The following is a 22768-nucleotide window of genomic DNA, read 5'->3' on the forward strand; positions in this document are numbered from 1 at the left end:
ACGACCTGCCCGGAAGCGCTGCTGCTAATCCCGATTTCGGTATTCCACCGGCACCCAGCGATAGGCGTCGCTGTCGCGTGTCAGGCGGCCGAGGCCGGGGAAGCTGAGATGGGCGGCGGCGGTCAGCTGGCCGCTGCCGGCCTCCTCGGCGAAGCGCTTCAGACGCTGTGCGCGTGCGGCATCCTGGTCGATGTCGAAGGCGACGGTGGCTTCCGGATGCGGAAACTGCACCGGACCGACATGGATGACGTCGCCCCAGAACTCGATGCTCTCGCCGCGGCTCGTCACCCGGTAAAAGGCGTGGCCGGGCGTATGGCCGGGGGTGGGGATCGCGGTGACGCCCGGCAGGATTTCGCTGCGGTCGGTGAAGGGCTTCACCTTGCCTGCCTTGACGTAGGGAGCGACCGTGGCGACCGCCTCGTCATAGTGGCGGGGCTGCAATCCCTTGGCGATGTTGTCGCGGTTGAGGAAGAAGTCCAGGTCGGCCTTTCCGACATGGACCGTGGCGTTCGGGAACATCATCCGTCCATCCAGCGCCAGCCCGCCTGAATGATCGGTGTGGATGTGGGTGAGGAGGATGTCGGTGACCTGATCGGCGCGGTAACCGGCGGCGGCCAGACTGAGCGGGAGCTTGCCGCCATAGGGTCCAAACAGCTGGCCGGCGCCGGTGTCGACCAGCAGCAGGCGCGAACCCGCGTCGATCAGGAAGGCGTTGATGGAGGTTTCCAGCGGATCGCGTTCGAACCGCTCGGCCAGCAGCGCGTCGATCCGCTCCGGCGGCAATCCCTTGACCAGCGGCTTGATGCCGAGCGGCAGGGTGCCGTCGCTGAGTGCGGTGACGCGGAGATCGCCGACGGCGAAGCGGTAGACTCCGGCTGCGGAGGGCTGGGCCGTCGATTGGGGGGCGGTGTGGTCAGTGGCCTTGTTGGCGGCCTTGCTGGCGGCCGTATCGGCGGCATGGCCGGTCGGTATGGCTGCGAACAGCAGGCCGGCGGCCAGCAGGAGCGTATGTGGTTTCATCGTGTCTGTCCTTAGGAGCGGTCCCGGATATCGAAGCTCGCGGCGGCGTTCGTTCCAGCCGCTGCGCCCATCCACCACCTAGCACCGGATGGCAGGCTTGATTACCCGTCAGGCTTGGGCAACATTGTGCCGAAATCCGATCCAATCGGCGGGTGCAGATGCAGGACCTGAACGACACCATCGCCTTCGTGAAGGTGGTGGAGGAGGGGAGCTTCACGAAGGCCGCCCGGCGGCTGCGGCTGCCCAAGACGACGCTGAGCCGCAAGGTGCGGGATCTCGAACAGCGGCTCGGCATCCAGCTCCTGCACCGGACCACCCGCCGCATCGGGCTGACCGAGGCGGGGACCGTCTATTTCGACCGCTGCCGCCGCATCGCCGAAGAGCTGGAGCAGGCGGAAAGCGCCGTTGCCCAGCTTCGCGACGCACCGCGCGGCTGGCTGCGGGTCACCACCCCGCCGTCCTTCGGGATGAAGGTCATCGCACCGCTTCTGCCCGAATTCCGCGCCCGCTATCCGGATGTCCGCATCGATCTGGTGCTCAGCCACCAAAATCTGGATCTGGTGGCGCGGGACATCGATCTGGCGATCCGGATGGGGGCGTTGCAGGACTCCGCCATGGCGGCCCGCAAACTGGGTGTCCTGTGCCGCCATGTCTACGCCGCCCCATCCTATTGTGCTGCCCATGGGATGCCGGATCATCCCGACGACCTGATCCGGCATCTTACGCTGGCGAACATGTCCGCCCGACGCCCCTCCGGCTATGGCTGGCGCCTGTTCAGGGACGACGGGGGCCGGCCCGAAGATGGGCCCGAGGGTGGGCTTGATGTGCCCATCGATCCGGTGATGACGGCCGACGATCCTGAGATGCTGATTCCGACGCTGCTGTCCGGCGGCGGGCTGGTCCTCGCGACCGACTTCGCCATGCGGCCCTATCGGTCGGCCGGACAGGTGCAGCCGGTACTCGATGGTTGGAAGGGATCGGATGTCGACCTGCACGCGGTCTTTCCCGGCGGCCGGATTCAGCCGCCGAAGCTGCGGTCCTTCCTGGATTTCCTGGTGGCCCGCCTCGATCTGGCGGGCGACGCCGACCATCGGTGAGCGCGCCCGGCAGCAAGGCGTAAAATTGTCGCCCAGTACGCAACAAATTTCTGTGCAATGCGCGGTTTATCGCCCTGCGCGGAACATCTAACGTTCTGGCACTGACCGGCACGGCAAACCATTCGCGTCCGGCCTGATCCAGATCTCTCCCGAAGGTCCAAGGACGCGGATCATGAGCCAATCCAGTTCGCTCTATGTCGCCAGCGGTGACACCCTCTCGACCCTTTCCTGCAAGCTGCAAAGCGCCGGCTGCTCCGTCGTCCGCGGGGTGCTGGATTTGCTGATGATGCCGTCGGGCAACCAGCGCCTTCTCGGCTGGCTGGGCAACCATCTGCTGTCGGTTGCCGGTCAGCTCGGCAGCGGTGCCTCGGACCTGATCCCGGTCCATACCGGCATTTCTCCCGCCGCTGCCGGTTCATTTCTGGCCGCCATCGCCTGTGCGGCGATCCTGGCTCTGCGCTCCATGGGTGTCGCGGCGACGCTGGCGATCGTGACGCTGACCGCCGCCTTCGCGTTGACCATGCAACTGTCGTCCGACCTGATCGGGTCGGCCAAGGGCATCGAATTCCTGCTGATCTCCGGCCTTGTCGCCGTCAGCACCGCCTTCCGCTATGCGCGGCACTGATCAAATTGCGATTGCCCGGCCACGACGGGGTGCGTCATACCGGACTCTCCGGCGGAACGCTGGTCGTAAAGCCAGCCGCCTCAGGGAGAAAGGCGCGGTCGCTCATGGCGTTGTTCGAGAGCACGTTGATCCTGCTTCTGGTTGCTGTCCTGCTGCTCCAACTCTCGCGCCGTTTTTCCGTTCCCTATCCCACCATCCTGTGCCTGTCCGGCGTGGCGGTGGCGGCGCTGCCCTGGGCACCCGACATCCCGGCGCCCGACATTACGCTGGACCCTCAACTGGCGCTGGCGCTCTTCGTGGCGCCGGCCCTGGTGGACGTGGCCTATGACACGCCCTTTTCGGCGCTCCGGCGCAATTGGGCGCCGCTGCTGGCCCTCGCCGCCGTTGCCGTCATCCTGACGACCGCGGCGGTCGCGTGGGTCGGCATCGCGCTGGCCGGACTTCCCATCGCCGCGGCCATCGCCATGGGCGCCATCGTGGCGCCGCCCGATGCCGCAGCGGCGGCGGCCATGCTCGGGCGCTTTGCCCTGCCGCGGCGCACCGTCACCGTTCTACAGGGCGAGAGCCTTCTGAACGACGCCGTCGCCCTGCTGATCTTCAGCGCCGCGGTGGCGGTCCAGTCCGGGATGGCCGGCGGGGCCATTCCGGAGAACCTGCTTCCGCAACTCGCTTTGGCGGTGCCCGGCGGGCTGCTGGTCGGCGTTCTGGTCGGCCGCATCTATGGTCTGCTGGCGCCCCGGCTGGCCGGGACGCTGAGCGGCACGATCTTCGAGTTCCTGACCACCTTCGGCACCTGGGTGATCGCGGAACGCCTGCATTTCTCGGCGATTCTCGCCACCGTCGCCTTCGCCATGACGGTCGCGCAATCCGCGCCGGAGCGGCAGCCGCCCCGCGACCGCGTCCATTCCTATTCCGTCTGGGAGGCCGTGGTCTTCCTGTTGAACGTCCTGGCCTTCCTTCTGATGGGCCTCCAGGCAAGGGCGATCATCGGCAGGCTGGAAGGCGACCGGTTCTGGCAGGCGGCCGGCGTCGCGGCGGCGGTGTTCCTGGCCGTGGTTGTGGTGCGCGTGGTCTGGGTTCTCGCCTACAACCGTGCCGCCGCCTTCGTCGTGCGGCGCCAGGGCGGGCACGATGGTCCCACGGTGGGGCAGGGGCTGGTCGTCGGCTGGTGCGGCATGCGCGGGCTGGTCACGCTGGCGACCGCGCAGGCCCTGCCGGCAAGCTTCCCGGAACGCGACCTGATCGTGCTGTGCGCCTTCGCCGTTCTGCTCGGCACCCTGGTGGTGCAGGGGCTTACGCTCGGGCCGCTGATCGTCCGCCTGCGCTTTCCGCCGGACGATTCCTTCGACCGGGAGCTGTCTGCCGCGCGGATCGCTCTGATCGACGCCGCCATTGCGGCGCTTGAGGCACATGATGATGAGGCGGCGCGGGCGCAACTGGACTCTCTCCAAGAGGCGCGGGCGGCCACGGCCGCCGGGCAGCATCCGCGGGAGGTCAGCGAGAGCGACCGCCTGAAACGGGACATGATCGCCGTGAAGCGCCGCAGGCTTGCCGAGATGCGTCGGGCCGGCACCATCGACGAGGATGTCTTCCACGCGCTGGAGCAGGAGCTTGACTGGTCCGAACTCGCCTCCTCCCCGCCCGAGCGCCTGCAACTGGTGGAAGGGTGAGGGACCATCGGCCGGTGGCCTGACGATGGGGCGCGGGCCGGGGGCTCAGTGCCGCAGGCCGTCAGGTGCCACCGCTGCGCATCCAAGATGTTGTGTGAGCGGCTGATCACCCGAGGTTGTCCCGATCCGGCCGGCTATCGATACCTGAGTATGGGTTCCGGCTGGCAAACGCCTCCGGCACTGTCGCCCTCAAGGTGACCACGTGCAGGAGAACGATATGCATTCGGCTGCTTTCGAGACGCCGCAGCACCTTCCGGCGGCGCCGGTTCCGGCCCTCGTCGGACGGCAACCGGTAGGGCAGTATTCGGACGACGATGGCGACAGGCTGGCCGCCGCGGCCGATTGGCTGCTGCGGGCGGCGCGCGACATGCTGGCGCCCGACCGGCAGTCGGTGGAGGAATGTCTTTCGCTGGCCCTGGCGCGGCTCCAAGCTGCTGATGGCGGCCGGGTCAGCGCCATTCTTGTGTCCGACGATGCCGTGCCGGAGAAAGCCGGGCCGGCAAAAACCGGACTTGCGGCCTGGCAGATGCGGCGGGTGACCGCCTACATCGACGCCCATCTGGCCGGTTCCATCCGCAACCGCGATCTGGCGGCGGCGGCGAAGCTCAGCTGCGGCTATTTCTGCCAGAGCTTCAAGGACAGCTTCGGCTGCCCGCCGCACAGCTATATCGTGCGCCGACGGGTCGAGCGGGCGAAGGAGTTGCTGGAAACCACGACCACGCCGCTGTCGCAGATCGCGCTCGACTGCGGATTTTCCGACCAGTCGCACTTCTCGCGCATCTTCCGCCGCGTCACCGGCGAGGCTCCCCGGCTGTGGCGGCACAAACGCCAGATCGACGGCACCGATCAGGCCGACCAAGTGGAAGAGCGGTAACGGCGCCGGTTGCCGGAAGGGGGGACGGCGGCCCGACGGTCGGGGACCGCCGCCTCCGGTTCATTCATGTGCGGCGTAGGCGTCCATCACACGGGTCGAATAGACCAGCGCCGCACCGGCGTTGAGCGCGATGGCGACGCCCAGCGCTTCGGCGATTTCGTCCTGGCTGGCACCATGCTTGATCGCCGCCTCGGTATGCACGGCGATGCAGCCGTCGCAGCGCAGGCTGACGGCGACGGCGAGCGCGATCAACTCACGCGTCTTGGCGCCCAGCAGGTCCTTCTTCTGCCCGGCGGCGCTGAGCCCGGCATAGCCCCGGACGGTATCGGGGCTGAGCTTGGCGATTTCGCCGACGCCGGTGAGCACCTGCTGACGATATTCGTTCCAGTTGAGCATCATGGTCCATGTCTCCTGCGGTCGTTGGTCGCGCTGTCGCGGCGACCGGCTTTGTCGGACCACGCTATCGGCCGGCGCGATGGCGATATAGAAGGATGCACGCGTCTTTTGGACGGGGTTCAGGGGCTATGTCCGGCCGCCGGTCCGGGCGGAGACGGACTGCCTTCCACCGCTGCGATGTCTGGAATCATCGGATCTTTGACATTCCAGACAAACCAGTCGCCGCATAGTCTGGTTCCAGCCGCAACGCCGTCGGGCGTGCCGGCTGCGGGATGGGCAGAGGGCGAGGCGGAGAGGGACATGCTCACCATCGGGTTCGTGGTGTTCGATGATTTCCAGGTGATGGGGATGGCCGCGCTGTCTGCGTTCGAGATGGCGAATCTCGTGCTCGGCAGGCAGGCCTATCAGGTGCATGTCCTGTCGGAGCGGGGTGGGCCGGTGCGCAACTCCCTGGGCTTCGCCATCGAGACCCACCCGTTCGGCGGCGATTTCCACGACACCACCGTCACCATCGGATCGCTGCGGGTCAAACCCAGCACACCGGGGCTGCTGACCTATCTGCGGGACGCCGCCGCCGACTCGCGCCGGATCGCCGGCATCTGCACCGGCGCCTATGTGCTGGCGGAGGCCGGCCTGCTCGACGGCCGGCGCGCCACCACCCATTGGAGCCATGCCCGCAGCCTTCAGCGCCTCTACCCCGCCGTGAAAGTGGAGGAGGACCGCATCTTCAGCGTCGACGGCAATGTCTGGACCTCGGCCGGGATGACCGCCGGCATCGACCTTGCCATGGCGCTGGTCGAGGATGATTTCGGCGCCGATGTGGCGAAGGCGGTGGCGCGCAAGCTGGTGGTCTATCTGCGCCGGCCGGGCGGGCAGTCGCAATTCTCCGCTCTTCTCGATCTGGAGCCGCGCTCCGACCGGGTCCGGCGGGCGCTGGTCCATGCCAAGGAAAACCTGAAGAACGCGCTGTCGGTGGAGGAGCTGGCGGAGGCGGCCAATCTCAGCCCGCGCCAGTTCAGCCGCCTGTTCCGCCAGGAAACCGGCCAGACCCCGGCCAAGGCGGTCGAGCATCTGCGGCTGGAGGCGGCACGCGTGATGATGGAGGAAGGGCACCATCCGATGGACGTCATCGCCCGTGAAACCGGCTTCGCCGACCGCGAGCGCATGCGCCGCGCCTTCCTGCGCGCCTACGGCCAGCCGCCGCAGGTGGTCCGCCGGTCCGTCGAGAGCGGCCGCGTCTCGGCGCTGGAATAGGCGGCATCCGGGGTTCGAATGCTCGGGGCGGCCATTAATACCTAGATATGGCTCCGCCGGAACTTCGGGTGCGGTAGGTTCTAACATCATCCAGAACAAAGCTTCCTTGGGGAATACTTCGATTCTCCGAACGCTTCCACTTGCAAAATTCAGACAGGGACGGACATCACGCCATGAAACTCACCGGCAACACCATCTTCATCACGGGCTCGACCTCCGGCATTGGCCGCGGTCTGGCCGAGGCGTTCCACAAGCTGGGCAATCAGGTCATCATCGCCGGCCGGCGCAAGGCCCTGTTGGACGAGGTGACCGCTGCCAACCCCGGCATGAAGGGCGTCGAACTCGACATCACCGACCCGATCAGCATCCAGGCCGCGGCCGAGCGGCTGATGGCCGAAAACCCGACGCTGAATGTCCTGATCAACAACGCCGGCATCATGCCGTTCGACGACGCTTCCGGCCCGATTGACGATGCACAGGCGCAGTCGATCATCACCACCAACCTGCTTGGCCCGATCCGCATGACCTCGGCGCTGATCGAGCATCTGAAGGCGCAGCCGCGGTCGGTGATCGTCAACAACACCTCGGTGCTCGCCTATACGCCGCTGGCCACCACCGCGGTCTATTCCGCCAGCAAGGCGGCGCTGCACAGCTACACGCTGTCCCAGCGCTTCATGCTGCGCGACACCAGCGTCACCGTGCAGGAAATCGCGCCGCCCTGGGTCAACACCGACCTGATCAAGAAGGGCGACGACCCGCGCGCCATGCCGCTGGATGCCTTCATCGAACAGACGATGGCGGCCCTGGGCACCAACGCCGAGGAGGCCATCGTCGAGAGCGCCCGCCCGATGCGCGACAATGCCGGCCCGAACGAACATGCCCTGGTCATGGGCTTCAACAGCTACATCGCCGAGAACCCGATCCCGGTCTGATCGGGGCCGACGCCACAGGAAGGCCGCCGGAATGTTCTCCGGCGGCCTTCCTTGCTTTGCGGGCGGAGTTTGTGCACTCCGGTTCTTCGGGAGGATGCGGTGGTGACTGCGCTGGTGATCGCCGCGCTCGGCCGCCATCTCTCCTGGAATCGCTAATTCCGAAATTGCGCCTTTAGTGATCGCATGGGGAAAATCCTGTGCTGAAGGTTGAGAACCTAAACCAAGGTCTAGGGTCGCTCGACCTAAACACTGCCGAGGTTAATCTGCGTCTAGTGGTTTGCGGCATATGGTCGCGTTTACCCTGTGTGGGCAAGTCGGGCGGCGGTTTCCTTTCCTGGGGAGCCCTGCCAGCAAGCCAACGGAGACGCCCCCATGGCCGCGGCCAACCAGACCAATCTGCGGATGCGCTACGTCCCGACGCCGGAGGAACCGGAGGTGCTGGTGCTCGGGTCGGGCAGCGGCATGGTGGGGGTGGCGCGGGTCCGCTGCATGACGGGCGGCGTCGGCCATTTCAGTCCGGTGCCGGAGGATGCCTTTCTGGTCAGCCACCATCTGTCCAATTTCCATTCCGACATCTGGGTCGACGGCCGGCGGGTGGAGAAGCCCGCCAACATTGCCGGGTTGACCACGATCCACGATTACCGCCGCAAGATCGACTGCCGCATGCACACGGCGTTCGACACGCTGACCTTCCATCTGCCCTGGACGGCGCTGGAAAGCGCCTGCCCCGACCTCCATGGCGGCCGGCTGGAGGATCTGTCCATCACGCCCAGCAGCCCGGTCGACGACCCGACGGTGCGGGCGCTGGCATCGGCCGTCCTGCCGACGCTGGAGTATCCGGAGCGGATCAGCCTGCTCTATATCGATCATCTCTGTTCGGCGCTGGCGACCCATATCGTGACCGCCTATGGCCGGGTGAGCACCGTCAGGACCGCGGGAACGCTGGCGCCCTGGCAGGAAAAGCGGGTGAAGGAGATGATCGCCGCCAATCTCGACGGCGAAATCCGGCTGGCCGATCTTGCCGCCGAATGCCGGCTGTCGGTCGGGCATTTCGTCCGCGCCTTCCGCCGGACCGCCAACACCACGCCCTACCAGTGGCTGCTGCACCGGCGCATCGACCATGCCAAGACCCTGATGCGCGACGGGTCGCAGACGCTGGCCGACGTGGCGCTGGCCTGCGGCTTCGCCGACCAGAGCCATTTCACCCGCACCTTCAGCCGTCTGGTCGGCATATCGCCGCGCAGCTGGCGGCGGCGCAATACGGGGGCCGACGCCGTCCTGCCGGCCGGCGCCTCTCGCGGCACATCCGCCGAATTTCCCTGTGCCTGATCGCCGTGAGGGCGCGTCGCGGCAATTTCCCCATCTGCGGCGGAATGCCGCTATCCTGTCGGGGTTGCGCTGGGGAAAGGCCGATTCATGGAGTCCAGTCTAGACCATCTGACCGAGACGGGCTCCGGCACCCACGCGCTCGGCGGCGACGGGGAAACCCGGCTGCTGCGGGTGACGCGGCCGGGCCAGCCCTTCCCCATCCTGGCGCGCATGGCGGAGGCGGGCGTCCCCGCCGATGCGGTGCTCGCCCGTCTGCGGCGGGAGCATGAGCTTTCCCGGCGGCTCGACCCCGCCTGGGCGGTGAAGCCGCTCGACCTGCTGCGCCATGGCGCCGTGCCGGTGCTGACCCTGGCCGATCCGGGCGGGCAGCCGCTGTCAGCGCTGGCGGTCTCGGCACCTGCCGTCTCCGCGCCCTCGGCTTTCGTCGCGGCCTTCCGCCAGCGGCTCGCCCTGGCGATCCGCATCGCCGGAGCCCTGGCGCAGCTGCACCGCCGCGGGATTCTGCATGGCGACCTGCGGCCCTTCAACCTGCTGGTCGGCGAGGATGGAGCGGTGCGGCTGACCGGCTTCGGCCGCGCCGCCGACCTGTCGGCTCCCCAGCGGCAGGAAGTGGAGCGCCCGGTGGCGCTGCTGCCCTACATGGCCCCGGAACAGTCGGGACGGATGAACCGCCCGGTCGACCGGCGCAGCGACCTCTATGCCTTGGGCGTCACGCTGTACGAGCTGTTCTCGGGGGAGCTGCCCTTCGTCGCCCGCGATGCGATCGAATGGGTTCACAGCCATCTCGCCCGTGCACCGATCCCGCCGGCCAGCCACGTCCCCGACCTGCCGCCGGCGATCTCCGCCATCCTGCTGCGGCTTCTCGCCAAGACGGCGGAGGACCGCTACCAGACCGCGGACGGCCTTGTCCGCGACCTCACCCATGCCCTTCAGCTATGGGACGCGCAGGGTAACATACCCGCCTTTCCGCCGGGCTCGCGCGACCTGCCGGAGGGGCTGGAGCCGCCGCCCTCGCTCTATGGCCGGGAGGAGCCGGTGGCGGTTCTCGAGGCCGCCTTCGATCAGGTCGCCGGCCGCGGCCGGATGGGCATCGTGCTGATTTCCGGCCGGTCGGGCGTGGGGAAGTCGGCGGTCGTCCACGCGCTGGAGGAACAGCTGGTGCCGCCGCGCGGCCTGTTCGCCGCCGGCAAGTTCGACCAGGGCCGGCGCGACCTGCCCTATGCCAGTCTGGCGGAGGCCTTCCGCGGGCTGGTCAGCCGCATCCTCGCCCTGCCGGTCCCCCACCGCGACCTGTGGTGCCGCGGCCTTGCGGAGGCGGTGGGCGACGGCGGCGCGCTGATGACCGCGCTGATCCCCAACCTCGCGCTGCTGATCGGCGAACAGCCGGCGGTCCCGCCGCTGCCGCCGCAGGAGGCGCAGAACCGCTTCGACCTGCTGTTCCGCCGCGTGCTCCAGCTCTTCGCCCGCGCCGACCATCCGCTGGTGCTGTTCCTCGACGATCTGCAATGGCTGGACCGGGCGACGCTGGACCTGCTGAACCGGCTGGTCGCCGACGGCGGCATCGGCCATCTGCTGCTGGTCGGTGCCTATCGCAGCGACGAGGTGGGGCCGGACCACCCGCTGGCCGCCCTGATGGAGCGGATCCGGGGCTCCGCATCCGGGCAGGCCGGTGCGGACATCGATTGCCGGGAGATCACGCTGGGGCCGCTGCCGTCCGGCGATCTGCGCCGGATGGTCGCCGACAGCCTGGACCGCAAGCCGGACGAGGTGGCGGCCCTGGCCGCCCTGCTGGAGGAGCGGACCGGCGGCAACGCCTTCTTCGCCGTGCAGCTTCTGACCGCGCTGGAACGGTCCGGCCGGCTGTGGTTCGACCGCGAGGCGAAGCGCTGGGACTGGGATCTGGCGGCGGTGGAGACGGCGCGGTCGGGCGACAGCATCGCCACGCTGATGACCGAACGGCTGGGCCGCTTTCCGGCGCGGGCGCGCGACCTGCTGGCCCGCCTCGCCGCCCTTGGCGCCAGCGCTCCCCTCGCCACCCTGGCGCTGGCCGCCGGCCTGACCGAGGCGGAGACGGAGCGCGACCTGGAGCCGGTTCTGGCCGAAGGGCTGATCCTGCGCACCGACGGCGGCTACCGTTTCCTGCATGACCGGGTGCAGGAGGGCGCCTATGCCCTGGTGCCGGCGGAGGAGCGCGGGAGGCTGCACCTCGACATCGCCCGCGCCCTGCACCGTGGACTCAAAGCCGATCTGTCGGGCGAGCGGCTGTTCGCGCTGGTCGGCCAGTATGACCGCTGCCTGTCGCTGATCCAGGAGGGGCGCGAGCGGGAGGAGGTGGCGACGCTCCACCTCGCCGCCGGCCATCAGGCCAAGGCGGCGAGCGCCCACGGATCGGCGCTCGCCTATGCGCTGGGCGGTCTGCGCCTGCTGGAAGGCGGCCGGTGGGAGCGGCGGCACCGGCTGGCCTTCGCGCTGGAGCATCTCCAGGCCGAATGCGAATTCCTCAGCGGCGACCTGAAACGGGCGGAGCTGCGGCTTCTCGGGCTGGTCGGACGCGCCGAATGTCCGACCGACCGCGCCGCTATCACCGCCCTGCTGGTCACCGTCTACACCGCCATCGACCGCAGCGACCGGGCCATCGACGCCTGCCTCGCCTATCTGCGCGGCGCCGGCGTCGACTGGCCGGCCCATCCGCCGGCGGCCCTGGCGCAGGAGGAATATGCACGGCTGCGCGCGGCCATCGGCGACCGGCCGATCAACTCGCTGGCGGCGCTGTCCGCGGTGAGCGATCCCGACAGCCGGGCGACGCTGGACGTGCTGGCCGCCGCGCTGCCGCCGGCCTTCTTCAGCGACCGCAACCTCGTCTGCCTGATCCTCTGCCGGATGGCGAACCTGACGCTCCAGCATGGACGCAGCGATGCCTCCGCCCTCGGCTTCGCCTATCTTGGCATGATGGCCGGCCCCTATTTCGGCGATTACGCGGCCGGCTACGCGTTCGGCCGGCTCGGCTACGATCTGGCGGAGCGGCAGGGGCGGACCCGCTACCGGGCGCGGGTGCTGATGACCTTCGCCTATCATGTCGTGCCCTGGACCCGCGACATCCGCAGCGAACGCCCCCTGCTCCTGCGGGCGTTCGAGGAGGCGCGGGAGGCCGGCGACGTCACCTATGGCGGCTTCACCAGCGTGACGCTGGTCACCAGCATGCTGGCGTCGGGCGATCCGCTGGCGACGGTACAGCGCACGGCGGAGGCACGGCTCGCCTATGTGCGGCAGGTGAAGTTCGGGCTGTGCGCCGACATCCTGACGACGCAGCTGCAACTGCTGCGCGCCCTGCGCGGACGGACCGACGATCTCGGCTCCTTCGACGGGCACGGCTTCGGCAATGCCGCCTTCGAGGCGCGGCTGCTGGCCAATCCCAGCCTGGACATCGCCACCTGCTGGCACTGGATCCGCACGCTCCAGCTCCGCTGCATCGCCGGCCAGATGGCGGCGGCGGTCGAGGCGGCCGAGCGGGCCGAGGGGCTGCTGTGGACCACATCGGGCCATTGGGAGATGGCGGAGTTCCATTTCCATGCCGCCCTGGCACGCGCGGGCGCAATGGATGGAGCGGAACCGGAGGAGCGCGCCCGGCATGCCGTGGCGCTGTCCCGCCATCTTGCCCAGCTGCGCGAATGGGCCGGACACAGCGCCGACAGCTTCGACGCCCGCCTTGCCCTGGTGGAGGCGGAGGCAGCACGCACCGATGGACGGACCGGGGATGCGATGCGCGGCTATGACCGCGCCGTTTTGGCCGCGCGCCGCACCGCTTTGCCGCATGTGGAGGCGCTGGCCCATGAATGTGCCGCCGGCCTCTACCGCCGCATGGGCATCCCGACGCTGGAACTGGCCTGTATCCGTGAGGCGGCCGACCGCTATCGAGTCTGGGGGGCGACGGCCAAGGTCCGGCAGCTGGCCCGCCGTTACCCGTCGCTGGCGGTGGAGTCGGGCGAGGCGGTGATGCCGGAAGCGCCGCGCGGCTTCGACGGCGTCGATCTGGCCTCCCTCCTTGAGACGCTGCGCACCGTCTCCGATCAGGCGGGCGTGGAGCAGCTGACCACCACCCTGCTGACCTTGGTGCTGGAACATGCCGGCGCCAGCCGCGGCCTGCTGATCCTCGCCCGCGGCGAACGCCTGCGGGTCGAGGCGGAGGCGACCACCGGCCTCTACGGCGTGTCGGTCCGTCTGGTGCAGGAGGATGCCGACCGTTTCCCGCTGCCCCACTCCATCATCCATGGCGCCATCCGCGACCAGGAGGCGGTGATCGTCGACGACACCCGCGCCGCCGGCCCGCTGTCGGCCGACCCCTATTTCCAGGAGACGGAGGCGCGCTCCATCCTCTGCCTGCCGCTGGTCCGCCGCCGCCGCGTCGTCGGGCTGCTGCATCTGGAGAACGCGCTGGCGACCTACGCCTTCACCCCGCAGCGCGTCAATGTGCTGACCCTGCTCGGCGCCCAGGCGGCGGCCTCGCTGGAGACGGCGACGCTGGAGGAGAAGGACGCGCTGCTGAAGGAGATCCACCACCGGGTGAAGAACAACCTGCAACTGGTCACCAGCCTGCTGAACCTCCAGTCGCGCCGGATCGAGGACGAGGCGGTGGCCGCCCTGTTCGCCGACAGCCGCGACCGCGTGCGGTCGATGGCGCTGGTGCATGAAAGCCTCTATCGCCTGGGCAACTTCGCCTGGGTGCCGATGCGCGAACATCTGGAATCGGTCTGCGCCCATCTGCTGCGCGCCTATTCCCGCCATGCCGGGGCGGTGCGGCTGGAAACCGAGATGGACGATCTGAAGCTGGACCTCGACCGCGCGGTTCCCTGCGGGCTGATCGTCAACGAACTGGTCTCCAACGCGCTGAAGCACGCCTTCCCGGCCGGACGGGGCGGGGTGCTGCGGGTCGTCCTCACCACCGACGGGCAGGATTGCCGGCTATCCGTCCGGGACGACGGCGTGGGCTTGCCCGGCGGGTACGATCCCGATAGGATGGACACCGTAGGTTTCCAGCTTGTGTCGGATTTGAGCAGTCAGTTGCACGGAACTTTGAAGTACAGCTTCAACACAGGCGCGGAATTCATCGTCACCTTTCCTTTGAAGGGGCGTAATCGGGGAAGTGAATGATCGCGGCACGCATCCTGATCGTCGAAGACGACCGCATCGTTGCGCGCGATATTCAGCATCAACTTTCCCGCATGGGGCATGTGGTGGTCGGCATGTCGGCCAGCGGCGAGGATGCCGTCCGGCTGGCGTGCAGCCAGCAGCCCGATCTGGTCCTGATGGACATCCGCCTGGAAGGGGAGATGGACGGGATCGAGGCGGCACGCCGGATCCGCGATGCCCAGCGCATCCCCATCGTTTTCCTGACCGCCTACGCCAATGACGAGGTGGTGCAGCGCGCCAGCCTGACGGAGCCCTTCGGCTATCTGCTGAAGCCCTTCGAAGAGCCGCAGATGCGCACGGTGATCCAGATGGCGCTGTACAAGCATGCCAGCGACACCCGGCTGCGCCTCAGCGAGCGGCGCTATGCCGCCACCCTGGCCAGCATCCGCGATGGCGTCATCCTGTGCAACCGCGACGGCCGGGTCGATTTCATGAACCGGGCGGCGGAGACGATGACCGGCTGGACCGCCGCAGAGGCCGCCGGCCAGCCGCTGTCCGCCGTCTTCGTCGCGGTGGACGAGGAAACGCAGGAACCGCTGGAGGATTTCTCCGCCGTCGTCCTGCGCAGCGGCGAGTTCGCTCCGCCGGAACGGCAGTCCCGGCTGCTGCCCCGCGGCGGGGAGGAGCCGGCTGGAATCGTCGTCGAGGAACGCTGTTCCGCCATCATCGACGACCGCGGCGATCTGGTCGGCTCGATCCTGGTGTTCCGCGACCTGACCCAGCGCCGCCGGATCGCCGAGGCGCTGCGGACCGCCCAGGCCGACCTCGCCCATATCGGCCGGCTGACCATGATGGGCGAACTGGCCGCGGCGGTCGCGCATGAGGTCAACCAGCCGCTGATGGCGATCGTCACCAACGCCGGCACCTGCCTCCAGCACCTGTCGCAGCCGCAGCCCGACCTCGACAGGACGCGTGTGGTGGTGGAACGGATCGTGCGCGACGCCCAGCGGGCCGGCGACGTGGTGCGCAGCATCCGCGCGCTGGCCCGCCGGACCCCGGTCGATCCCGGCTGGGTCGATATCAGCGCGTTGATCGCCGACACGCTGGAGCTTGTGCGGGCGGAACTGCGCCGCGCCCGCGTCACGGTGGAGACCGACCTGCGGGCCGAACCGCCCTGGGTCCATGGCGACCGGGTGCAGTTGCAGCAGCTGGTGCTCAATCTGGTGATGAACGCCATCGAGGCGATGTCCGCCGACGATTTGCCCGAACGACGCCTGCGCATCGTCACCGGCAGTGATGCAGGACTGATCCGCGTCCGGGTGGAGGACAGCGGGCCGGGCATCGCCGATGCCGATGTCGACGACATCTTCCGCGCCTTGTACACCACCAAGCCGGACGGGCTGGGCATGGGGCTGTCGATCAGCCGGTCGATCGTGGAACTGCATGGCGGACGGCTGACCGCGACACCCGGTGCCGCCGGCGGAAGTGTCTTCGAAGTCGTGCTGCCCGTGTCGCCCGGAGGGAAATGATGGCGAGGAAGCCGGAAACCGTGGTGGCGCTTGAAACCGTCGTCATCATCGACGACGACGAAGCCGTTCGCGAAGCGCTGGAAGGGCTGCTCGACTCCGTCGGCTTGCAGGTGAAGAGCTACGGCTCGGTGCAGCAGTATGTCGACCAGAGTCCAGCGATCGACGTCGGCTGCATGGTGCTGGACGTGCGGCTGCCGGGGCGCAGCGGCCTGGATTTCCAGGCGGAGCTTGCGCGTTCCGGCAACTGTCTGCCGGTGATCTTCATCAGCGGCCATGCCGACGTGCCGATGTCGGTCCGCGCCATGAAGGCGGGGGCGTTCGAGTTCCTGACCAAGCCGGTGCATCACCAGGAACTGCTCGACGCCATCCACGCCGCCATCGCCGCCCATGGCGAACGCCGCAGCCAGGAACGCGGGCTGACCACCCAGCGCGCCCGTTTCGACACGCTGACCGCACGCGAACGCGAGATCACGATGATGGTGGTGTCCGGCCTGCGCAACAAGCAGATCGCCGACGATCTCGGCCTCAGCGAGGCGACGGTGAAGCTGCACCGCGGTCAGGCCATGCGCAAGATGGAGGCCCGTTCCGTCGTGGAACTGGTGCGCATCGTCGACAGCCTGACGGCAACGGGCCGGACACCGTAGGGGCTGGGGTTGGGGCGGGGCCGGACTTTCCATCGTCGCCTTACCCCGTTCAAGTCATATTACCTATTTCATAGATTTGTTGTGACCGATCGTCGCGGCGTCGCCGGGTGATGGAATCATCCCCGGCTGCCGCCTCTGCCGGCAATGATATTGATCTGCGGCGTCGACTGTCGAACGAAGCTTTCCGATCGATTGTTGTTCTTCAATCAATCCGTATGACTGAGACAAATACCGGAAATCGATTCAGGGATTTTGTCTAACTTTTCCTTAACTCTTCTCACGTTTTCCCTGTCTGAGATGTTTGCCCTAAGGGCTGGTGCTCAAGAAAAAGAACAAGGCGCCGACGGCAGGATAAAATCGGGGGTTGGGTATGACGATCAAGGCTCTGTCACTTGCGGGAAAGACTGTGGCGCTCTGTGGAGGCGGTCTCCTATTGCTTGCCTTTGCCACATTCGGTGTCAATGAATTTTTGCTGACCGGCTACGCCGACCGCGTGGCGATTGAGCGGCAGGAAACCAACATGCGCGTCGCCTGGGACGTGCTGAACCAGTATGGGCAGGCGTTCGAAGCCCGCGACGGCACGCTGTTCGCCGGCGATCGCGCCCTGAACGACTTCTTCGAGCCGGTGGACCGGGTCAAGCGGCTGGTCGGCGGCACCGCGACCCTGTTCATGGGCGACCGCCGCGTCGCCACCAATGTGCTGAAGCCGGACGGCAGCCGTGCCGTCGGCACGACCCTGGCGAAGGGGCCGGTCTACGACGCGGTGCTGGGCCGCGGCGTGCCCTATCGCGGGCAGGCCGACATTCTCGGCACGCCCTTCTACACTGCCTATGATCCGATCAAGGCGCCGGACGGCCGCGTCGTCGGCATCCTTTATGTCGGCATCCCGAAGGCGGAGTTCTTCGCGGCGATCCGCGACACCCAGGCGATGATCGTGGTGATCAGCGCCGTGGTGACCCTGCTGGTCGCGGCCGGCTGCCTGCTGCTGGCGCGGCGCATGTTCCGGCCGCTGTCCGGCATCCGCGCCGCGATGGAGGAACTGGCGCGCGGCAACCTGTCGGTCGCCATCCCGGCGCTGGGCCGCAGGGACGAGATCGGCGGCATGGCGAAGGCGCTCGGCGTCTTCAAGGACAACGCGCTGGAGGTCGCCCAGCTGCACGAGGCCCAGGCGGCGGAGCGCGCCCGCTCGGTGCAGGAACGCCGTGCGGCGATGGAGGAGGTGGCGCAGTCCTTCGAAGGCTCGCTGCTCGGCGTCGTCGGCGTGCTGAGCGCCACCACCACGCAGTTGCAGGCGAATGCCCAGCGCCTGCACGACATCGCCGAGACCGGCAGCATCCGCGCCCACACCGTCAGCAGCGCCGCCGGCGAGGCGAGCGACGATGTCCGCACCGTCGCCGGTGCGGCGGAGGAACTGAGCAGCTCGATCGGCGAGGTCGGCCGTCAGGTGGAGGAGTCCGCCCGCATGGTCCGCAGCGCGGTGGAGGAGGTGACCCGCACCAACCACACCATGGACGGGCTGGCCGCCGCCGCCGGCAAGATCGGCGAGGTGGTGACCCTGATCCAGTCCATCGCCGGCCAGACCAACCTTCTGGCGCTGAACGCCACCATCGAAGCGGCCAGGGCGGGAGAGGCCGGCAAGGGCTTCGCCGTCGTCGCCGGCGAGGTGAAGACGCTGGCCAACCAGACCGCCCGCGCCACCGACGACATCGCCCGGCAGGTGGCGGAAATCCAGGCGGTGACCGGCCGTGCGGTGGAGGCGATCGGGGGGATCGGCCGCACCGTGCTGTCGGTCAGTGAGCTTGTCGGCCGCATCGCAATCTCCGCCGACCACCAGAGCGCCACCACCGCCGACATCGCCCAGTCGGTCCAGCGCGCCGCCGACCGCACGACCGAGGTTACCCACAACATCGAAGAGGTCTCGCACTCCGCGCATGAGACCGGGGTGATGGCGTCGGAGGTCCGCGCCGCCGCCGCCGACCTGGGCCGGCAGGCGCTGTCCCTGCGCGATCAGGCGGAAGAGTTTCTCCGCCATGTGCGGGCGGCCTGAGGGAGGAACTGAATGCCTTCACGTCATTTGAAGGCCAGCAGGATGACCCCGGCGGCGATCAGCACGACGCCGAGCCAGTTCGGCCCTGACAGCGTCTCGCCCAGGAACAGGACGCCGAACAGGGCGACCAGCACGACGCTGAGCTTGTCGACCGGCGCCACCTGCGAGGCTGGACCCAGCTTCAGCGCGCGGAAATAGCACAGCCACGACGCCCCGGTGGCGAGGCCGGACAGGATAAGGAACAGCCATGTCCGGCCCGACACCGCTGACGGCGACAGCGATTGGCCCGACGCGACGACGATCCCGACCAGCATCACGAAGATGACGGCGGTCCGGATCAGCGTCGCCATGTCGGAACTGACGCCCTCGACGCCGACCTTGGCGAAGATGGCGGTCAGTGCCGCGAAACAGGCCGACAACAGCGCCCACAGCATCCAGGTTGGGAACAGGCCGTCGGTCATTCTCTCGGGTCCTCCGGTTCAGTCATCCCAGGGCTTCGGATCGGGCCGGGTGTCGGGCGGCAGCAGATCGTTGGTGTCCCAGCTCAGCATCAGCAGAAGAACCCATTCCGCCCGGTTGGAGAAGCCGTATTGCGGCCCGCTGGACGAGACCAGCGAGCCGGAGTTCTTGTCGTAGGCGGTGGCGGCGAGCTTGGCAACGCCCTGGGTCAGCTCCTTCTTGAACAGCGGGATCTCCGGCGTGGAGGAGGTGCCGCTGACCGGCAGCGGAATGTCGATGCTGGGAATGCCGAGCAGCGAGCTTTCGCTGTCCACCGACAGGGCGCCGACCCGCAGTTCCACGATGGTGGCCGCCTTGTCGCGGTTTTCGGCCATGGCGGCCCCGTGGCGCAGCAGGGCGTCGCGCACGGCGGAGACGGCGTATTTGGTGTCGTAGCCCTCGACCCCGGCGGCATCGACATAGACGCTGCCCTGCACCGCCATCCGGCCGGCCAGACGTTCCGCCGCCTGATCGGCTGCGGTGGAAATCAGCAGCTGTTCGGTGGCGGAGCGGGCCGGGGTGGTGACGTGGGAGGTGGAGCAGCCGGCCAGTCCAAATCCCGCCGCGGCCAGTAAAAGCGGGATCCGGGCACGGTGAATCCGGCGCGATATGCCGCCGGTCCTCAATCCTGGTATATGAGAATATTTCATCCGCCTGACGAACATTGTTCCTTTTCCAGACACCGTCACGACGGAAAGCCGCGTCGGGCGGCTAATCCAGACCGATGGAGGGCGACCGGTCAACGGCGCAGATGTTCAGGTCCGTCGCGGGGGCGGTACCGTGCCACCTCGATTTTGCGGCCTGATTTTGTGGCCCGGCTTTGCGTTTCAGCGAATCGTCAGCCGATCGACCCGCTCCGGATCGGGGGTGCCGTTTGCCCGCAGAAACACCGCCTCGCCCGATGCCGGGAAGATGCCGGTCAGGGCGGTGACGGTGACCTGATGGGTGACCAGCACGACCGGCTTGCCGTCCTGCGGCAGGTCGGCCAGGAACTGGCGCAGTGCGGTGATCGATTCCTTTTCCTTCTCCGGCTGGCCGAAGAAGGAGTTGAGGGCCGGCATCTCCTTCACCGGGCCGAGGTCCAGCAGGCGGGCGGTGTCGAGGCAGCGGCACCATTGGCTGGACAGCACGCGCGCCTGATCGATGCCGAACTGCCGCAGCCGCTCGCCGATCCGCGCCGCCTGGGCACGGCCATCGCCGTCGAGATTGCGCTGGGTGGCGCAGTCGCCCAGCCTGAAGCCGGCCGGATCCCCGGTGCCGGGCGCCTCGGCATGGCGCATCAGCACGACGAGCCCGGCCGTCTCCAGAGCCGCGGCGGGAAACGCGCAGACCAGGGTGGCAATCAGCGCGGCGGAAAGAGCCGTCAGGGTGCGGCGGCGCGGGATGGGCATCGGCATCTCCGTTGGGGGCACTGTGCCCCCTGGGCGGAACCTCAACACCCAATCCCCTGTGGTTGTTGCCAGCAGGATGCCGCCTCCCTCAGTCACCGGCTCAGTAGGTGTAGAACATCTTCTGGATGGCCTTGGTATCGGTCGTCTTGGTCAAGGCCAGCATCAGCAGGATGCGCGCCTTCTGCGGGTTCAGGGTGTCGCTGGCGACGAAATCCAGCTCGTCGTCGTTGGCCTCGCCGTTGCGGGCGACGATGCCGTTGCCGACGCGGGACGAGCGGACGATGAGCACGCCCTGCTTGCGGGCATCGACCAGACCGGGCTTCATGGCGTTGGACAGGCTGCCGTCGCCGACGCCGGCATGGATGATGCCCTTGGCCCCCGCCTTCACCAGCGCGTCGAGCGCCGTGCGGTTGTTGTTGGCATAGCCATAGACGATGTCCACCTGCGGCAGGCTGTCGAGGTTGGAGATATCGAACTCCGCCTCTGCGGTGTGCTTGCGCACGACCTGCCGGTAGAAGTGCGCCTTGTTGTCCTGCATGTAACCGAGGAAGCCCAGTTCCGGCGTGCGGAAGGTGTCGGCGGTCGAGGTGTTGGTCTTGGTCACGTCGCGGCCGGCGTTGATCTGGTCGTTGAGGGAGACCAGCACGCCCTTGCCGACGGCGTCCTTCGATCCGGCCAGCGTCACCGCATTGTAGAGGTTGACCGGGCCGTCGGCGCTGATGGCGGTGGAGGGCCGCATGGCGCCGACGATCACCACCGGCTTGGTGCTCTTGACCGTCAGGTTCAGGAAATAGGCGGTTTCCTCGATGGTGTCGGTGCCGTGGGTGATGACGATGCCATCGACGTCCTTCTGCGCCAGCAACTCGTTGACCCGCTTGGCCAGCTTCAACCAATGGTCGTTGGTCATGTTCTCGCTGGCGATCTGAAAGACCTGCTCGCCCTTGACGTTGGCGACCTTCTTCAGTTCCGGCACCGCTTCGATCAGCTTTTCCACGCCGACCTTGGCGGCGGTGTAGCCGACGGTGGTGGTGCTGGTGGCGCCGGTGCCGGCGATGGTACCGCCGGTCGCCAGGATGGTGACGTTGGGCAGCCCGTCATCGGCGAAGGCGGGGACGAAAGCGGCGCTTCCAGTCATCAACGTCGCGGCAAGCCCGGCGGCGGCCATGGTGCGGCTCATGGTGCGGGCGGTGGTCTTCAACACGGCATTCCTCTCCCATTGCGATTTTCTTGGCCGACCCTTGCCAGCCCTTGGGAGTGCGCAGTCTGGGCAATGCCATTGAATGTCGTTCGTCAGGGCCATGAACAGTTTGCGCAACAAATGTGAACGGCCGTTCGCAAAGCTGTCGCGGGACGGCGCCTCCCCGCCCAGCCTCCGCTTGCAGGAACGGCGGCCCGCCCCATGTGCGGGGAATGCCCGACGAAAGGGAGAGCGTCATCATGGTCCGCAACCGCCTGCCCAGCACCCGATCCCGTGCCCTTGTTGCCGCCGGTGCCGCCGCCGGCTTCGCCGTTGCGGCGACGATCGCCCTGCCGGCGCTCGCCCATCATGGCTGGGGCGGCTATGACGCCGGCAAAACGCTGACCCTGACCGGCACGGTCGAGCAGTTCGCCTTCAGCAACCCCCACGCCATGCTGAACCTGGGATCGGACGGGAAGCTGTGGCATGTGGTCCTGGCGCCGCCCGGCCGCATGACCGCGCGCGGCCTGCCGGACGGGACGATCAAGCCCGGGCAGACGGTCACCGTCGTCGGCTATCCCAGCAAGTCCGACCCGGCGGAACTGCGGGCGGAGCGCATCACCGTCGGCGGGCAGACGGTCGAGTTGCGCTGATGGACCACAGTCTGGGCCCGACCGGACCCGGCTGGCTGGTGGCGCTGGAAACCTCCGGCCTGGGCGACATGCTGCGTCAGTCGCTGTGGCTCTATCCACTGGTGGAGGTGCTGCACATCCTGGGTCTGGCGTTGCTGGTCGGATCCATCGCCGCCTTCGACCTGCGGCTGATGGGATTGCACACCCGCCTGCCGGCCGAGGCGCTGTCGCGGCTTCTGCTGCCGGTGGCGGTGGTCGGCTTCGTCATGGTGGTGCCGACCGGCATCCTCCTGTTCATCAGCGAGGCGACGGCGCTGGCCCGCAATCCCGCCTTCCTGGTCAAGATGGGCCTGATGGTGCTGGCGCTGGGCAACATCGCCCTGTTCCATCGGGGCACCGGCAGACGGATCTTCGATTGGGGCGGAGGAGGGAGGCCACCGCCGGCCGCGCGTGTCGCCGGAGCGGTCTCCCTTCTGCTGTGGGTGGGCGTGCTGGCGTCGGGACGGCTGATCGCCTACCTGTAGCC

The 22768-nt window shown here is 68.1% G+C and carries 19 protein-coding genes; 13 read left to right on the forward strand and 6 right to left on the reverse strand.

From position 1 onward, the window contains the following. Positions 1-24 precede the first annotated feature (24 nt). Positions 25-1020: an MBL fold metallo-hydrolase gene (locus J2848_RS14040; RefSeq protein WP_149231590.1), complete on the reverse strand. Its 996-nt coding sequence runs from the start codon at positions 1018-1020 to the stop codon at positions 25-27. 158 nt (positions 1021-1178) lie between these two features. Between J2848_RS14040 and J2848_RS14045 the strand changes: the two genes are divergently transcribed. The 4 genes from J2848_RS14045 (at position 1179) to J2848_RS14060 (ending at position 5286) form a co-directional block, all read left to right on the forward strand. Continuing rightward, positions 1179-2117, forward strand: coding sequence for a LysR family transcriptional regulator (locus J2848_RS14045; protein ID WP_246193879.1), 939 nt, complete (start codon positions 1179-1181; stop codon positions 2115-2117). 172 nt (positions 2118-2289) lie between these two features. Next, entirely contained in the window at positions 2290-2742 is a 453-nt protein-coding gene (locus J2848_RS14050) for a hypothetical protein (RefSeq protein ID WP_149231592.1), read from the forward strand. A gap of 104 nt (positions 2743-2846) precedes the next feature. After that, a complete protein-coding gene (locus J2848_RS14055) occupies positions 2847-4412 on the forward strand; it encodes a cation:proton antiporter (RefSeq protein WP_149231593.1) in 1566 nt (521 codons plus the stop codon). 217 nt (positions 4413-4629) lie between these two features. Continuing rightward, on the forward strand, positions 4630-5286 hold the full coding sequence (locus J2848_RS14060; protein WP_149231594.1) for a helix-turn-helix transcriptional regulator: 657 nt from the start codon (positions 4630-4632) through the stop codon (positions 5284-5286). Between the two features lie 60 nt (positions 5287-5346). On the opposite strand, the gene J2848_RS14065 is transcribed toward J2848_RS14060, so the two are convergent. Continuing rightward, a complete protein-coding gene (locus J2848_RS14065) occupies positions 5347-5685 on the reverse strand; it encodes a carboxymuconolactone decarboxylase family protein (protein ID WP_342787942.1) in 339 nt (112 codons plus the stop codon). A 297-nt stretch (positions 5686-5982) separates the two neighbouring features. Between J2848_RS14065 and J2848_RS14070 the strand changes: the two genes are divergently transcribed. The 7 genes from J2848_RS14070 to J2848_RS14100 all read left to right on the forward strand — a co-directional run bounded on the left by J2848_RS14070 (position 5983) and on the right by J2848_RS14100 (position 18544). Then, positions 5983-6936, forward strand: a complete 954-nt coding sequence (locus tag J2848_RS14070; protein WP_149231595.1) for a GlxA family transcriptional regulator — start codon at positions 5983-5985, stop codon at positions 6934-6936. 173 nt (positions 6937-7109) lie between these two features. Continuing rightward, on the forward strand, positions 7110-7868 hold the full coding sequence (locus tag J2848_RS14075; RefSeq protein WP_149231596.1) for an SDR family oxidoreductase: 759 nt from the start codon (positions 7110-7112) through the stop codon (positions 7866-7868). Between the two features lie 372 nt (positions 7869-8240). Beyond that, the gene (locus J2848_RS14080; protein ID WP_149231597.1) at positions 8241-9197 is read left to right on the forward strand and encodes a helix-turn-helix transcriptional regulator; all 957 of its coding nucleotides are present in this window, start codon (positions 8241-8243) and stop codon (positions 9195-9197) included. 87 nt (positions 9198-9284) lie between these two features. Beyond that, on the forward strand, positions 9285-14345 hold the full coding sequence (locus J2848_RS14085) for an AAA family ATPase (protein WP_149231598.1): 5061 nt from the start codon (positions 9285-9287) through the stop codon (positions 14343-14345). After that, positions 14342-15853 carry an ATP-binding response regulator gene (locus J2848_RS14090; protein WP_149231599.1) on the forward strand — a complete coding sequence of 504 codons (1512 nt, stop codon included), beginning with the start codon at positions 14342-14344 and terminating at the stop codon, positions 15851-15853. The genes J2848_RS14085 and J2848_RS14090 overlap by 4 nt, the downstream gene beginning before the upstream one ends. Next, on the forward strand, positions 15853-16497 hold the full coding sequence (locus J2848_RS14095; RefSeq protein WP_246193880.1) for a response regulator transcription factor: 645 nt from the start codon (positions 15853-15855) through the stop codon (positions 16495-16497). The genes J2848_RS14090 and J2848_RS14095 overlap by 1 nt, the downstream gene beginning before the upstream one ends. Positions 16498-16867: 370 nt before the next feature. Continuing rightward, positions 16868-18544, forward strand: a complete 1677-nt coding sequence (locus tag J2848_RS14100; protein ID WP_281288574.1) for a methyl-accepting chemotaxis protein — start codon at positions 16868-16870, stop codon at positions 18542-18544. Between the two features lie 23 nt (positions 18545-18567). On the opposite strand, the gene J2848_RS14105 is transcribed toward J2848_RS14100, so the two are convergent. From J2848_RS14105 to J2848_RS14120, 4 genes are all read right to left on the reverse strand, one after another. Next, complete coding sequence (locus tag J2848_RS14105) at positions 18568-19005, reverse strand: EamA family transporter (protein WP_149231601.1); 438 nt, start codon at positions 19003-19005, stop codon at positions 18568-18570. 18 nt (positions 19006-19023) lie between these two features. Further along, the gene (locus tag J2848_RS14110) at positions 19024-19668 is read right to left on the reverse strand and encodes a DUF6655 family protein (RefSeq protein ID WP_170307042.1); all 645 of its coding nucleotides are present in this window, start codon (positions 19666-19668) and stop codon (positions 19024-19026) included. Positions 19669-19869: 201 nt separating this feature from the next. Beyond that, positions 19870-20433 (reverse strand): histidine phosphatase family protein, encoded by a 564-nt coding sequence (locus J2848_RS14115; RefSeq protein WP_149231603.1) that lies wholly within the window; start codon positions 20431-20433, stop codon positions 19870-19872. A 100-nt stretch (positions 20434-20533) separates the two neighbouring features. Then, positions 20534-21634: a type II asparaginase gene (locus J2848_RS14120; protein ID WP_281288575.1), complete on the reverse strand. Its 1101-nt coding sequence runs from the start codon at positions 21632-21634 to the stop codon at positions 20534-20536. A 209-nt stretch (positions 21635-21843) separates the two neighbouring features. On the opposite strand from J2848_RS14120, the gene J2848_RS14125 reads away from it, so the two are divergent. Both J2848_RS14125 and J2848_RS14130 read left to right on the forward strand, forming a co-directional pair. After that, positions 21844-22263, forward strand: coding sequence for a DUF6152 family protein (locus J2848_RS14125; RefSeq protein ID WP_246193882.1), 420 nt, complete (start codon positions 21844-21846; stop codon positions 22261-22263). Beyond that, positions 22263-22766: a DUF6644 family protein gene (locus J2848_RS14130; protein ID WP_149231604.1), complete on the forward strand. Its 504-nt coding sequence runs from the start codon at positions 22263-22265 to the stop codon at positions 22764-22766. The genes J2848_RS14125 and J2848_RS14130 overlap by 1 nt, the downstream gene beginning before the upstream one ends. Positions 22767-22768 lie beyond the last annotated feature (2 nt).

The sequence above is a fragment of the Azospirillum lipoferum genome (assembly GCF_024170005.1).
GTDB lineage: Bacteria > Pseudomonadota > Alphaproteobacteria > Azospirillales > Azospirillaceae > Azospirillum > Azospirillum lipoferum.